The sequence below is a fragment of the Kurthia senegalensis genome, assembly GCF_000285595.1.
Classification (GTDB): Bacteria; Bacillota; Bacilli; order Bacillales_A; family Planococcaceae; genus Kurthia; species Kurthia senegalensis.
Genome location: NZ_HE611076.1, coordinates 1 through 13453, shown reverse-complemented (window position 1 = coordinate 13453; position 13453 = coordinate 1). Strand labels below are relative to the sequence as shown.

Below are 13453 nucleotides of genomic sequence, written 5' to 3'. Positions count from 1 at the left end.
GTTATAACGTTGTACGAGAAAAAGCGTTCTTCTATCAAACCTATAGAAATTCGTATATTAAAGCCCTTCATAATCTAATGGGTAGCAATCCATCAGAAACCATTAATATTTCTGAAGCACTCGAAAATGAAGGTGTAGATCTATCTGAAATTGCTGACGAACTTGCAGATTTAAAAGAAGCAGCTAAATTAACTAATCAAGAAAAACGTAAACAAATCGGAAAACACTTTACTAAAGCTGTTTATGAAGCGTTTAAAGATGAAAACGACGAATTGTTAAAAGTGTTTCGTAAAGCAGTTACTAGCGAACATTATAGCTGTTTAAATGGCATTGTAGGGTTTACCGACTATCAAACGTGCTTAGCAATAGTGAAAAATGTTACAAGAAGGGCAGATTCACATAAATTCAGAAATCAAATTGAAGGATATGTAAATGGCTGTTATTACAAATCTATTAAGCGTAATTCACCGACACGAAAAGTATATTTAGAATTATGCAAGCATTTGAATGAACGTTACGCTACGAGAATTGAGTTTGAAGATATGTTGAAAGAAGTAACTAAAAAGACAAGAGTAGGCAAAAAATTAGATGTTAAATCAATAGCCGAAAACTATTTCTATTTAGAGAATGTGAGAACTAAAGATGCCAGAGGTTATATTTTAAGAGAATCGACAGTAGAAACTTTAGCTTATCATTTTGATTTAGATGTAATTGAAGTAGCCAAATCTATTAAACAATACGCCTTATTAGTTGGTGGAGATATTGCAAAAGTTATCGTTAAAATGACTAAGTTATAAAATGACGTTTATTGACGTATTATATATATATATAACATAAATAAAATAGCCAATAAACGTCATCTATAAAATCAGTATTATCAAGGGTTTAAGGCACTTTTCTATACAAAAAACGACTGATTTTTAACATGAAAAAAACGTGTAAAAAAAGCATAATTTTTATAATAAAACATTTAATAAAAGTCACTCATAAAAGGAGAAAAACAATGACATACAAAGAATATATTTCACAATTTCAGAATGATGATTCACCAGCTGGGGACATCGCAAGAGATATTATGGAGGATTTAGAATTTCCACAAACGAACGACTATGAAGAATTAAATTACTATTTATCCATTGAACAATGTGCTTGTGATTCATTCATGAGTGTATTTGAGCGTACATTCAATGAATTCAAATCATTGTAGGCAATACAATGCCATCTAAACGATGTAATGCACCTCTTTGTCGTACTTTAATCGACTATAGGCAACAATACTGTAAAGAACACGCTCAAACGTCTACACGCAAGCAAGAAACGTATTCAGAACGAAAAGAAAAGGATTCAGAAGCCTTAAAGTTCTATAAATCAAAGCAATGGCAACGAACGAGCCGAAATTATCGCTATAAACATCCAGTTTGTGAAGTATGTAAAGAAATAGGCATTGTTTCAGTTGCTAATGTAGTGGATCACATTAAAGAACGTAAAGATCTATTAGCAGATGAACAGCACCTTTTATACGATGAATCAAATTTAATGAGTTTATGTCATACTTGCCACAATCGAAAAACAGCAGCAGAACGAATAAAAAGAAAAACATAAATAACTCAAACGTCTTTTAAAGCTATTTACAGGCTTTTTAAGGCGTTTTCTATTTATATGGATTAAGTTATCGGAAAAGTATTTGAAACCGTTCTAAAGTGCCTCAAATGAATCCAATAAGGGGGCTATATAAAAGCAAATGAAGACCGGAGGAGAAGGATTTTCGTATATAAATGCCATTTGAAAAACTTTTCATTCACTTTTTATGATTTATAATCACTAATTAGTGACTATTTCATTATTATAGTGTATAATAAACGTATTAAGTGAATATATGAACATATAATCATATTAGGTGGTGAAAACTTTGAAAATAGGTGAATCAAACTCACATTATTCAAGAGAACAAAAAGAACAACGTCAAATTGCAAATGAGCGACTGTTTGATTATCAAGAAATGTCGGAAAGTCCTCCAGCTGTTTTAACAGGTGTTGCATTAATCGAATGGGAACGAATTATTTCAACAGTAAAACAAGAAATGCCATGGTCGGAAAACGACTATCAAATGCTAGTAGCATACTGTTTAGCAGTAAAAATTATGTACGATGCTCAATCAGATTTAAATGAACGAGGTTTGATTCTTGAAGATGGTAAAAGCAATCCAGCGGTACGTGTACAGTCACAAGCTATTAAAGACATGAGGTTATGTTCTCAATCGCTTGCTATGACGCTAGATGGACGCTTGAAAGTTGAATTGAATAAACCTACTAAAGAAGTAGATCCATTTGAGGAATTGATGCAACAATGACGAATTATGCAAAGCAGTATTGTGATGCAGTTTTAAATGGCGAAATCATTTCATGCAACAAAATTAAATTAGCAGCTAAACGTTTTTATTCGGTCTTGAATGTGAAAACGATGATTCATATCCGTACTATTTTGATGAAGCAGCTGCAACAAAGGCTATTAAATTCATTGAATTGATTCCCAGTACAGACGGTTCAAAGATAGAAACACTTATGTTTCAACGGTGGATCATATCTGAATTGTATGGCTGGAAAGAAAAAGCTACAGGCAATAGACGATATAAACAGGCTTTCATTTCAACAGCCCGTAAACAAGGTAAAACATGGCTTGCTTCAAGTATAGGAGCAATATCTTTAATTGCTGAAACTAAACCAGCAGAAGGACGACAAATACTATTTGTAGCTAATGCAATTAAACAAGCGAAATTAGGCTATAACATGCTATCTAATGGGCTTTCTAAAGTTTCTCGAATGAGTAATTTCATGAAAAAACAATTGGTTATTGGCAAGCAACAAATCACACATAAACCTTCTAATAGTTTTGCAATGGCATTATCAAGTGACCTTTCAACTTTAGATGGATATAGCGGTACGACAGTAATAGTCGATGAATATGCACTTGCTAAAAGTCGTGATGTCTTGAATACCCTAAAAAGTGGACAGAAAGCCGAACCAAACGCTTTACTCGCAATTGTTTCAACAGCTGGATATGACTTGAATGTTCCAATGTATCAAGATTATCAATTTTATTCAGATGTTTTAGCTGAAAAGGCAACAGCAGAAAGTACTTTCATAGCAATTTATGAATTAGATAACAAAGAAGAATCTTTACCCGAAAACAGCGACCAATGGATAAAGGCTTGTCCAATTTTTGAGCATGATGGCATTAAACAAACAATGTTACCAGCAATTAAAGAGGACGTTATCACAGCACAACAACAAGGCACTTTAACAGCTGTTCTAACAAAATCGTTCAATATGTGGACGCAAGCGAGTGAAAGCAGTTATATAGCTGCAGAAGATTGGGAACGTGCTGAAGTAGATCCAATAAATATCAAAGGTAAACAAATTTATATCGGCATAGATCTTTCAAAAACAGATGATTTAACAAGCGTTAGTTGGCTTATACCAACAGACGGTAGAAAAATTTATTGTGATAGTCGTTCGTGGGTAGGAACGAAATACGGACTTGCTAATAAAATCAAATCAGATGGCGTAAATTACATCGAACTTGAAAAGAAAAATGAATGTTCTATCACGAAATTAGAGAGTGGAATCATTGATTATGAGGACGTTTTTCAATGGTTAATGAGTTTCATTGAAGAAAATGAACTTGAAGTAATGGCGGTATGTTACGACAAATGGAACGCTAATACACTAATTACGAAGCTAGAAAAGGCTCATTTACCGCTAATCGAAGTAAGGCAAGGCACATATACATTGAATACACCTACTCGTACATTCCGAGAGCGTTTATATGATGGGCAAATTGTTCATAATGGTAACTTTTTACTAACCCATGCGGTCAATAATGCCATTTTAAAAGAACAAAATAACGGTGTCATGATTAGTAAGGAACGTAATGCTAACAAGATAGATCCAATAGCAGCACTCATGAACGCATATACAGAAGCTATGTTCCATTTTGAAGATACAGAAGCAATGCAAGCAGATAACGAATATTACGCTTCAAGTGATTTCAGTTTTTAACTATTAAAACTCTTTGAAGGGAGGTGAAGAAAATCGGAATTTTAAAAGTATGTTCAATAATCAAGCCCGACAAGGCACACAGGACGCATTTTTAGATGTATTAGTTTCAATGGTTTCAGACGATGACACTATGCAATACAGTTCTATCAAAGCAATGAGAAATAGTGATGTTTTTGCAGCAGTAAAAATCATTTCTAGTGATATTGCATCTAGTGATTTACTAGCGGAAAACAAAGAAACAAATTTAACGAAGCTAATTAATAACAATCCGAATGAGTACATGAGTGCCTGGCATTATAAGTTTTCTCAGGTTGCTAATATGCTATTGAATGGCAATGCTTTCTCCTTAATCGAACGTGACGAAAAGGGCGAGCCTATCGCATTACACCCTTTATTAAACAGTAAAGTAACTATCGAACAATCGGACGATGGAAAAGTACATTATATTCATTCAGAAGATGGCGAAAAGTCAATTTTAGACGCTTTAAACGTATTGCACTTCAAATACTTCAGTACGGACGGTTTAACAGGTGTGAGTCCTTTATACGCATTGCATGATGAATTGAAGCTACAGGAGCGAGGAAATAAGTTACTAGCTGGATTTTTCAAGCGTGGTGTGAATGGTAGTGGCATCTTAAAAATTCGTAAATCTAACCTTGATAAAAAAGCGAAAGAAGCGATTCGACAAAAGTTTGAAGAAGCTAACGCAGGTGATGCGAATACGATGCGAACCGTCATTTTAGATGAAGAAATGGACTATACACCAGTTCAAATTAATACAGATATTTTGAAGTTAGTAAATAACAACGATTGGAATACTAAACAAATCGCTAAGGTATTTGGACTTTCTACAGATCGTTTAGGTGTCGAAGCAAATCATAGTAATACAATTCAATCGAATGTGATGTATTTACGGAATACACTTACGCACTTTTTAAAAGCCATTGAAAGTGAAATCAACTTCAAATTAAATAGCCCTAAACGTCTTAAATTCAGTACTGAATGGCTTATTTCAGAACCTCAACAAGTATACGAAAATGATTTAAAAGCCGTTAGAATGGGCGTTATGTCCGTTGAGGAAATGCGGAAGAAACTAGGGTTAAAAGAAAAAAATGAGGACGATACATTTCACAGTCCTACTAAAGAAAGTGAGGAAATAGTGTGAATGAAGAAAAAGAAAAGCGTTTAACTGAATCAGCAGAACTCGAAGCACCTACCACAGCGAAAGAGTTGGATTCTGAAACAGAAAACGCTAAAGATGATGATAGCACAAAAACGATTAAAGGCTATGCACTGAAATTCGATGAACCGTCAAAAGATTTAGGCGGATTCGTTGAAGTGATTACAGCAGAAGCATTAAAAGAAGTAGATCTATCAAATGTGATCTTATTGAATGGTCACGACTACTCAAAACCGTTAGCAAGTGTAAAAGCTGGCACATTAAAGCTAGAAGTCGATGAAGTAGGATTGAAATTTGAAGCTACTTTAACAGATACAAGCTATGCAAAAGATGTCTATAAAAATATTAAAGCTGGTATCGTGGATTCAATGAGTTTCGGCTTTGAAGTCGGTTTAGATTCATTTGAAGAAAACGAAGAAGGTACAGTGACACGTTCAATCGAGAATATGAAAGCATTGCATGAAATTAGCATTGTAACCGTACCAGCATACGACCAAACAAACGTACAAGTGAGTACACGATCATATACAAAATTTATTGAAGGAAAAGAGGAAAATAATATGAAAATTAATCAATTAAACAAACAAAATACAGAGGTACGTTCATTCGAGGATTATATTCGTGCAAAAGGTGAAGTACGTGACGGTTTAACAACAGCAACTAACAGTGCTGGCGTAGTAGTTCCTTCGGAAGTAATTGGCGAAGTATTCGACCTAAAACGTGCGGAATACAATTTAGCACAATATGCGACAGTAAAACCCGTTTCAAATGGTCAAGGCAAATACCCAGTAGCTACAAATCAAACAGCAGTACTAGCAACTAAAGAAGAATTAGCACAAATTGCAGATGTAGATGCGGATATGTTCACACAAGTACAATACGCAGTAGCTACACGTGCCGGCAAAATTGCACTTTCAAATGAAGTGGTAGAAGATGCAGCAGTAGATGTAGTAGCAGAAGTAAAAGCACAATTAAATAAATTAGTTGATAACACAGATAATCAACACATTATCAACCTTTTAAAAGGTTTCACGAAAGTAGACGTAACAGCTACTAATACATTCGACCAACTGAAAAAAGTAAATAATGTAGACTTAGATCCAGCTTTAAATAAAATGGTTATCGTCAATCAAGATACATTCCAATACTTAGATACAGTGAAAGATAACGAAGGACGCTATTTATTACAATCAGATGTAACAGCACCTAGTGGTTTCTCGTTATTCGGCAATCCAATTGTAGTACTTTCAAACAAACTGTTCACAGCAACTACAGATGGCACATTACCGATGATTATGGGTGACATTGAACAATCAGTATTTGTAGCACGTAGAAATCAAGTAGAAACGCACTGGGAACAATTTGATTACTACTCACAAGGTTTAGCGGTTATTGTACGCAATGACTATCAAAAAATTGATGCAGACGCTGCACGATACATTGAAATTACAGCAACACCAGCTGGCTAATAATACAAATAACAGGCTTGCCATTCGGTGAGCCTTATTTTTTTAAACGAGGTGAAAGTATGGAAAATAATTTAATGGATTTAGAAGCAATCAAATTATCATTAAGAATAGATCATAGCTATGATAATGCAATGATTGAGGGATATATTTCAGCAGCACAAACCTATGTTAAAAATGCGGTAGATGTAGACGCTACAAAAGACGATTTAAGCCTATATGAAGCCTTTTCATTAGCAGTTAGCTTATTGGTTCAATATTGGTATGTAAACCGTACAGAGAGCGTAGAATACGTTTCTAATGCGGTTGTATCGCTTATTCAACAATTGAGAGGTGAATACTATGCAAAAACTAACAGCGATGAAGTTTAATGAACGTGTATCTTTTTTAAAAGTTGTTCCTTCAAGTGGGCCTGATCCTGGGGAAGATGTAGAAGTATTTCTAACTTGCTGGTGTTATTTCAAAAATAAAACGGTCTATGATATTCAAAGAGAAACGACAACAGGACTAGAAAATACAATCAACTTCTATATTCGCTATGAACATACAAGTGAAATTGATAATACGATGCAAGTAGAATTTAAAGACAACTTATACAATATAGTCGGAATCAATCCAGCAGAATCTGAAAAGGATTTCACTTTAATAACCGCAAAACAAACTAATTAGTTACAAAATAAATAAAAAACGTTGAAAATTAACTAAAAAGTGTTTATAATAGAAGTTGCAAGAGTGATTTTCTTGCAATTATATGTCAATTTATTTTGACCCTCCTACCATATAAAAAGCCCTATCCTTTTTGGTTCTAAAGGACGGGGCTTTTTTGTGTTTAAAATTCTTTTTGCGTGTCTTTCATTGTGAAGATCACCTTAACGTCAGCATTTAATGCAGCTGCAAATTCTTCAATATCTTTTTCAGTAAAATTATCACGTTTTAATTTGTTGTGAATGTTTTGATTGCTTACTTTCTTTTCTTCTGTACTCATAGCTTCGGCTAGATCACTAACTTTCCAGTCTTTTTCTACAAGCATCATTCTTATTTGTTTAGATACACTCATTAATGAAAAACCTCCTTCCAAATCAATATTAGCATAACATAATTATACAATATTCACGAATTAGTTTCAAAAACTATTGACACTTTTAAGTTTATAAATATATAATAAACGTAAGTTATTCACGAATTAGTGAATTTTAAAACTAAAAAGTGTGAGGTGTAAAGGGTATGTATAAAGCTAGACCGATGGTACAACGTAACCGAGTAGAAGGAAAACAATTAATTGCAACAGTCACACGTCAAAAGGAATTAACACAAGAAAAACTGAAAAAAGACATTAAAGTTTGGCATCATGATTGGTTTTACATTGATGATGAAAGTCCTTTAACTGTATCAGATGTTCTTATGTCGATAGGGTTCTATATAGTTATGCCAGTGCTTTTATTAGCAGCAATTATTTTAGTGATAAATATTTAATAGTTGAGCAAAAAAGTGACATAAATAATTGTTTTCAAAAGATATAATAAATTAAATATAAAGGGGATTTAACAATGATTATTGCGACAGAAACTAAAGAAGTTGAACTGAATAAAAACGAGGTAGATCTATTGTTAGTAGCAATGGAAACAGCTAAAGAAGAATTTAGTAAATTAGAAGGTTTTGAAACATATTCTATTTCTTGTGAGAACTTGTTAGAAAAACTGTACGCTGCTAAATAATCAATCCAGCTCACTTAGTGGGCTTTTTTATTGAAAGGAGGTGAATGACATGGAAAAAGAAAAAAAGTACGCTATTTGGATATTGATGGAGAAATTCAAATAGTAAAAACTGGGGTAGATGGTGTTATAGATATTCGTTTAAAAGGTGAAACAGGCATATTAGAAATAGAATATGATGGATTAGTAAAAGAAATTAAATCATCTAGCATCGAACTTACAGTTCAAACTTTAACTGCTGCAGAACAAGATGAAAACAATCGTAAAAACTTAGAAATAATCAGTTCTTTCTACAAAAAATAAAAGTTTAAAATACTTAATTCGGCTGCTATTTTAGCAGTCGTTTTTTTATTATTCATTATTCAATTTTACGCCAAATAATACGCTCGAATAACGTAGCATTTTCCGGTAACGGGGTATTATCGGAACTAGCTTATAATGTAAAACTAATGTACATTAGTTTTAGTTGAACTAATGTATTTTTGAATGGAGAGTGAATGTAAATGAATGAGCGTGATTCTCTAATAATTGAATGGGCACAGGCTGGGGATTCGGTTAATGAAATTGTTTCGAAGTTGCGAGAAAAAGAAATTCCTACAGCAAAGAAAACAGTCGCTAAAGTCTTGAAAAATAAAGGATTTACATACGATAAGACTACTCATTCATGGAGGGCGGGGGCTACTAATGAAAAACTAATGGAAACTAATGTAGATGACGTTATTATCATTTCAGATCCATTAGAAAAAGAAGTTGCCCCCCTTGAACCTAATGCTATTAGTTTATTGAATGTATTAGGTATCAGCCCTAGTCAACTTAATGTATTACGGGAGATAGCTAACGAGCGTTTAGGCGGTCATGTTGAACCTCAAAATATAAATGAATCAGTTGGGCAATTAAGAGGGCGTACACGTGCTAATAAAACGTTTTATATTAGTACGGAAATAGCCGAAGATGCTTCAATGTTTGCAGAACGCAGTGGAATCAAATTGAGCCAATTGGTAGAAGTAGCGTTGATTGAAACCATGCAAAAATATAAAAAATAAAAAATAAAAAAAGCCATACCATAGTAGGTAGGCTATTTTTTGTTTGAAAAAGTCTTGTATCAATTCCATTTAAAGTATATAATTTTGGATAACAATTTAATCGAACGAAAAAAAGCCTAGCTTCATCGAATTTAGCGAGTGCGTCAACACTCATTAAATTCTCAGCTAGACTTCTTCAACCTTGAGCTTCCCGGCAAAAAGGTTTTAATAAGCATATTTTACATGGAAGTATCCAGACTTTCAAGTACCTTTGTTTAATTTGTTAATATTTTTAACAAACCGAACTGTAAAGACGCTTATTTATAACCTTTGACGCTACGAAACGCGAGGGCTATAAAGAAGTGTCTTTTTTTGTTTGGACGGTGTATATACGTGACTATCGAGGGATAGAAAGGTATAAAACATGAACCACCGTAAGGAAATTAAAATTCATGTGGTGTGCCATAGCCGATGTCGTGTATCAGTATGGTCGTTGCTTCTCGTTAGCGTATTTGTCGTATTAGCGTGAGAAGAACGTTATAGGAATTACTATGTGTTGAAGCCTTGTAGGAGATATAACTACTAAAAGAAGCATCATAGGGTGGGATCGCTTGTCTACGGACAGGGATTTAAATTGATATGTTGGCGTTACGAGTAGAGAACGAAAGGACGTTTAAACAGCATATACGTGCATGGCATTTGTCAGCGATTAATGCACGATAGTTTAAAGGTGTATGAAACACCATACAATACGACTTTAGGAAACCTCACAGAAACTTCAAACGTGGCTCCATACCTAGTAAAATAGGCTTTCCAAAGTATTCTCGTTGTATTTGTTTACAAAAAATGAGTGCAACGGGATTACTTTGTTTCCTACATTGCTTAAAGCGTTCACCAACCTAGCAAAAGTGCTTAAAAGAATCAAGAACAAAAAGAGTAAAAAGAATAAAACAAAGTTCAAGTGAAATGCTTGAAAGATGGGTTTTAAGGAGAGATTATGCTCTAACGGTAGAAGTATTTTATTTTATATTTAGCAGGGGGATTTTACTCTTATATACACATAATTGTGTAAGTTTGAAATTTTATAAAAAAATGTGTATATTAGAAGTATAGAATTTAACTAGGAGGTATTACTATGAAAGTAGAAGAAGTAGCAGCTTTACTTAAAGAACACCCCGAAAACATTCGTAGATGGATTAGACAAGGAAAATTGAAAGCAACAAAGGAAAGTAAGAGTTATGACATACCAGTTGAAGAAGTGAAGCGACTTCAGAATGAAAGGGCTTATGAAGATTACTTAGAAGTACAAGCCCAGGCAATAGGGCAACTTTTAGTAACGAATGAAAGTAGCTATGAATCTTCATTAGGTATGCTTCACCGTTTTGCACATATGTTGGTGAAGTCATTAGATACTCTAGGTATTAGCGTTGACGATTATTCACAAGAATCATATGAGAAACGTCGTGCTTATTATGAATCATCAGACTTTACAGCTTATCATTCGTTGATTAATGAAGTAGAGGAGTTTATCAAGATTGGGCAATTCAATGAAATGCTAAGAGAAAGATTAAAGCGTGATGAAGAAGCCAAAATGTTGATGAAGAATGAAGGAAGCATCGCAGATAAATATAAATAAATGAGGGCATAAAAAAAGACACGCTGGTAACGTGTCTGTAAGGTGTGAAGCTATTTAATTTGATAGCTATATTATACTTCATACCGCCTTATGCTCGCAACTAGAAAGCGAGGAATAATATTGGTACAACAAGCGATTTCAACAGAAGAAATTAAGCCGATCACAAAGAAATATCATATTGCATTACACCCCGAAAAATTCCCAACAAAAGATAGTTTTAATTTAGGTTTCATTACAAGCTGGTTCAAGAAAAAAGGACGTTCAAATTTATATACATTACAAGAAATATTCGAATTATGTTCTGAAGGTAGTTGTATTATTCCTTCACATATTGAGCCGAACGATGAAGGTACAAATTATCGTTTTATCAGTTCTAAATTGATGTTTATGGACGTTGATGACGATGATATGCAGACAGATCCAGAACAGGTATTGAATCAATTATCTGAAGTATGTGCTGGTTTGTTTTTTACATCATCACATGGAATAAAAGGCAATCGGTACAGACTTGTATTTGTTTTAGATGATTATGTAAGAGAAGAATCTATATATAAAGCTATTTTTAGTGTTCTAGCAGACGAATTAGAAGCAATTGGTGTAAAAGTAGATAGACAAGTCAATAGCCCTCTACAACGAATGAGAACATCTACAAAGGGCTATATTATTTCTAATTTAAACGCTACTTATTCAGTTAGTAGAGCAACAGAACTTATTGAACGTAAATCAAAAGAACAAATGAAAGATCGTGCCAAAAAATTCGAGAGAATTATTGATAACGAGTATAAAATTTATTCATTTGAAGAATTAAAAATTCGTGCTGAAAAAATTGGTTATGTGGAAGATATTAATGAATGGTTGAAATTAGGATATTCACTTAAATCTTATATTCAAGAGGGTTATATTGACGATATAGAAGGATTTGAAATCTTTACAATTTTATGTGGCGGCAATGATGAGAGTGTTTTTTGGAACAATTTAAAAGCTAACAATATTACAATTGGATCTTTCATAAAGGCATCTAATGACGCTGGGTTTTTAGCGGATTATAAGTACTATCATGCGATAGGTGACACAGTTAATAAATTAGATGTAAAACGAGTGAGATTTGAAAAATATATCCCATCAGATTACGCTAAATTATTACTAATGGAAGAAAAAAATATACTTGTTAAAAGCCCTACAGGCAGTGGGAAAACTCATTCTTTTATTACTGCTGCTAAAGAGTTAGCTGAAACGTTGAGAAAAGAAGAACGTACACATTATTTCATTTTTGCAGTACCGACCATCGCAATATGTGATCAGGTTGCAAATGATCAAAATATATTGTCTGTACGTGGTGAAACTGAAAATACTAAATCTAGTTTGAAAACAGTACTCACAGAAGAAGATGGAAAGATATTTTTAAGGGTAGATCTATCAGATACTTTTAATGATTCAATTTATCATAAACTATCAGATTACAGTTATGAGGGAAAAAGAGTTGTTGTGTGTACCTATGATATGGCAGAAGCAGTATATAGCATGCTTGAAAAGATACAACCATTTTCTTCATTCAGTTTGATTGTAGATGAATATCATCAATTTACAACAGCTTATGGATATAGAAAAAAGCTATTGAAAGTCTTAGTTCTTTAGTCAAATATACAAAGTCATTCATTGCTTTAAGTGGTACACCAGAAGATATATTGAGAGATTCATTTGATTATGAAGTACACGTAAGTACACAATATGAAAATGCACCTTGCCAGGTTTGGGGAGCGATTACATATAGTTGTCAAGATGACGAGCAACCTATGTTATTTGAACTGATTAGACGAAAAGTAAATAACGGAAAAAGGTTGCTGGTATTCATTCAAAATAAAGGCATGATAGAGCATATAAAAAGCCTATTAGATGATATTGGTATTAATACAGCAGCAGTAACGAGTGACGGAAAAAAGGACAATCCAGCTTACTTATCATTAGTAAATGAATCACGATTCCCAAATGAAGTAAAAGTAATACTAACTACTTCCGTTTTATCTGATGGCATCAACATTAATAATGAAAACAACAATTATGAATGTATTTTAGTAGCAAGTCGCCATTCATCGCTGTTTGATGTAGCACAGACACGTCAATGTGCTAACCGTTTCAGAAATACTTATCAATCGTTTATCGTGTATATGCTAACACCTAAACGTAAAAGTGATTATTTATATAATATCGAAAACGCATACAATTACGAGCATAAATTAGCTACAAATGCAGTCCAACTTTTAAATACTGAATTTGAAGGAAAAGACAGCTTTAAACTAATGCGTATGGGCATTTTAGAAAGACGATACGGTATAAAGTTAGATGACAATTACAAAGCCTATTACAATCCATTGAATCTAC

At 33.4% G+C, this 13453-nt stretch carries 18 protein-coding genes; 17 read left to right on the top strand and 1 reads right to left on the bottom strand.

Annotation, left to right across the window (positions count from 1 at the left end):
* From KSHG_RS15390 to KSHG_RS17220, 10 genes are all read left to right on the top strand, one after another.
* The coding region (locus KSHG_RS15390; protein WP_010309323.1) for a hypothetical protein at positions 1-797 on the top strand (797 nt) is incomplete at its 5' end.
* 206 nt (positions 798-1003) lie between these two features.
* Positions 1004-1207 carry a YozE family protein gene (locus tag KSHG_RS15385; RefSeq protein ID WP_010309320.1) on the top strand — a complete coding sequence of 68 codons (204 nt, stop codon included), beginning with the start codon at positions 1004-1006 and terminating at the stop codon, positions 1205-1207.
* An 8-nt stretch (positions 1208-1215) separates the two neighbouring features.
* The gene (locus KSHG_RS15380; protein WP_010309315.1) at positions 1216-1602 is read left to right on the top strand and encodes an HNH endonuclease signature motif containing protein; all 387 of its coding nucleotides are present in this window, start codon (positions 1216-1218) and stop codon (positions 1600-1602) included.
* 307 nt (positions 1603-1909) lie between these two features.
* Complete coding sequence (locus KSHG_RS15375) at positions 1910-2350, top strand: phage terminase small subunit P27 family (RefSeq protein ID WP_010309310.1); 441 nt, start codon at positions 1910-1912, stop codon at positions 2348-2350.
* The gene (locus KSHG_RS18610) at positions 2347-2526 is read left to right on the top strand and encodes a hypothetical protein (protein WP_210432986.1); all 180 of its coding nucleotides are present in this window, start codon (positions 2347-2349) and stop codon (positions 2524-2526) included. The genes KSHG_RS15375 and KSHG_RS18610 overlap by 4 nt, the downstream gene beginning before the upstream one ends.
* 35 nt (positions 2527-2561) lie before the next feature.
* On the top strand, positions 2562-4058 hold the full coding sequence (locus KSHG_RS17230; RefSeq protein ID WP_210432985.1) for a terminase large subunit: 1497 nt from the start codon (positions 2562-2564) through the stop codon (positions 4056-4058).
* 49 nt (positions 4059-4107) lie between these two features.
* Positions 4108-5223, top strand: a complete 1116-nt coding sequence (locus KSHG_RS17225; protein ID WP_010309306.1) for a phage portal protein — start codon at positions 4108-4110, stop codon at positions 5221-5223.
* Positions 5220-6707, top strand: coding sequence for a phage major capsid protein (locus KSHG_RS15360; protein ID WP_010309302.1), 1488 nt, complete (start codon positions 5220-5222; stop codon positions 6705-6707). The genes KSHG_RS17225 and KSHG_RS15360 overlap by 4 nt, the downstream gene beginning before the upstream one ends.
* 59 nt (positions 6708-6766) lie before the next feature.
* The gene (locus KSHG_RS15355) at positions 6767-7075 is read left to right on the top strand and encodes a head-tail connector protein (RefSeq protein ID WP_010309300.1); all 309 of its coding nucleotides are present in this window, start codon (positions 6767-6769) and stop codon (positions 7073-7075) included.
* The gene (locus KSHG_RS17220) at positions 7047-7373 is read left to right on the top strand and encodes a phage head closure protein (protein ID WP_010309297.1); all 327 of its coding nucleotides are present in this window, start codon (positions 7047-7049) and stop codon (positions 7371-7373) included. The genes KSHG_RS15355 and KSHG_RS17220 overlap by 29 nt, the downstream gene beginning before the upstream one ends.
* Before the next feature lie 160 nt (positions 7374-7533).
* Here the strand turns inward: KSHG_RS17220 and KSHG_RS15345 are convergent, their stop codons facing one another.
* Positions 7534-7761, bottom strand: a complete 228-nt coding sequence (locus tag KSHG_RS15345) for a hypothetical protein (protein ID WP_010309292.1) — start codon at positions 7759-7761, stop codon at positions 7534-7536.
* A 167-nt stretch (positions 7762-7928) separates the two neighbouring features.
* Here KSHG_RS15345 and KSHG_RS15340 point away from each other — a divergent pair, with 167 nt between their 5' ends.
* From KSHG_RS15340 to KSHG_RS17215, 7 genes are all read left to right on the top strand, one after another.
* On the top strand, positions 7929-8177 hold the full coding sequence (locus KSHG_RS15340; protein WP_010309288.1) for a hypothetical protein: 249 nt from the start codon (positions 7929-7931) through the stop codon (positions 8175-8177).
* A 74-nt stretch (positions 8178-8251) separates the two neighbouring features.
* On the top strand, positions 8252-8419 hold the full coding sequence (locus KSHG_RS18440; protein WP_154646914.1) for a hypothetical protein: 168 nt from the start codon (positions 8252-8254) through the stop codon (positions 8417-8419).
* 75 nt (positions 8420-8494) lie between these two features.
* A complete protein-coding gene (locus tag KSHG_RS15330; RefSeq protein WP_010309283.1) occupies positions 8495-8719 on the top strand; it encodes a hypothetical protein in 225 nt (74 codons plus the stop codon).
* Between the two features lie 200 nt (positions 8720-8919).
* A complete protein-coding gene (locus KSHG_RS15325) occupies positions 8920-9459 on the top strand; it encodes a hypothetical protein (protein ID WP_010309279.1) in 540 nt (179 codons plus the stop codon).
* Positions 9460-10573: 1114 nt separating this feature from the next.
* The gene (locus KSHG_RS15320) at positions 10574-11074 is read left to right on the top strand and encodes a helix-turn-helix domain-containing protein (protein WP_010309276.1); all 501 of its coding nucleotides are present in this window, start codon (positions 10574-10576) and stop codon (positions 11072-11074) included.
* A 120-nt stretch (positions 11075-11194) separates the two neighbouring features.
* The gene (locus tag KSHG_RS15315; protein ID WP_010309271.1) at positions 11195-12709 is read left to right on the top strand and encodes a DEAD/DEAH box helicase family protein; all 1515 of its coding nucleotides are present in this window, start codon (positions 11195-11197) and stop codon (positions 12707-12709) included.
* Positions 12710-12759: 50 nt separating this feature from the next.
* The coding region (locus KSHG_RS17215) for a helicase-related protein (protein WP_010309268.1) at positions 12760-13453 on the top strand (694 nt) is incomplete at its 3' end.

Coding starts and splice junctions, on each gene's coding strand:
- KSHG_RS15385 (WP_010309320.1), top strand. CDS start 1,004: ATGACATACAAAGAATATATTTCACAATTTCAGAATGATGATTCACCA.
- KSHG_RS15380 (WP_010309315.1), top strand. CDS start 1,216: ATGCCATCTAAACGATGTAATGCACCTCTTTGTCGTACTTTAATCGAC.
- KSHG_RS18610 (WP_210432986.1), top strand. CDS start 2,347: ATGACGAATTATGCAAAGCAGTATTGTGATGCAGTTTTAAATGGCGAA.
- KSHG_RS17230 (WP_210432985.1), top strand. CDS start 2,562: ATGTTTCAACGGTGGATCATATCTGAATTGTATGGCTGGAAAGAAAAA.
- KSHG_RS17225 (WP_010309306.1), top strand. CDS start 4,108: ATGTTCAATAATCAAGCCCGACAAGGCACACAGGACGCATTTTTAGAT.
- KSHG_RS15355 (WP_010309300.1), top strand. CDS start 6,767: ATGGAAAATAATTTAATGGATTTAGAAGCAATCAAATTATCATTAAGA.
- KSHG_RS17220 (WP_010309297.1), top strand. CDS start 7,047: ATGCAAAAACTAACAGCGATGAAGTTTAATGAACGTGTATCTTTTTTA.
- KSHG_RS15345 (WP_010309292.1), bottom strand. CDS start 7,761: ATGAGTGTATCTAAACAAATAAGAATGATGCTTGTAGAAAAAGACTGG.
- KSHG_RS15340 (WP_010309288.1), top strand. CDS start 7,929: ATGTATAAAGCTAGACCGATGGTACAACGTAACCGAGTAGAAGGAAAA.
- KSHG_RS18440 (WP_154646914.1), top strand. CDS start 8,252: ATGATTATTGCGACAGAAACTAAAGAAGTTGAACTGAATAAAAACGAG.
- KSHG_RS15325 (WP_010309279.1), top strand. CDS start 8,920: ATGAATGAGCGTGATTCTCTAATAATTGAATGGGCACAGGCTGGGGAT.
- KSHG_RS15320 (WP_010309276.1), top strand. CDS start 10,574: ATGAAAGTAGAAGAAGTAGCAGCTTTACTTAAAGAACACCCCGAAAAC.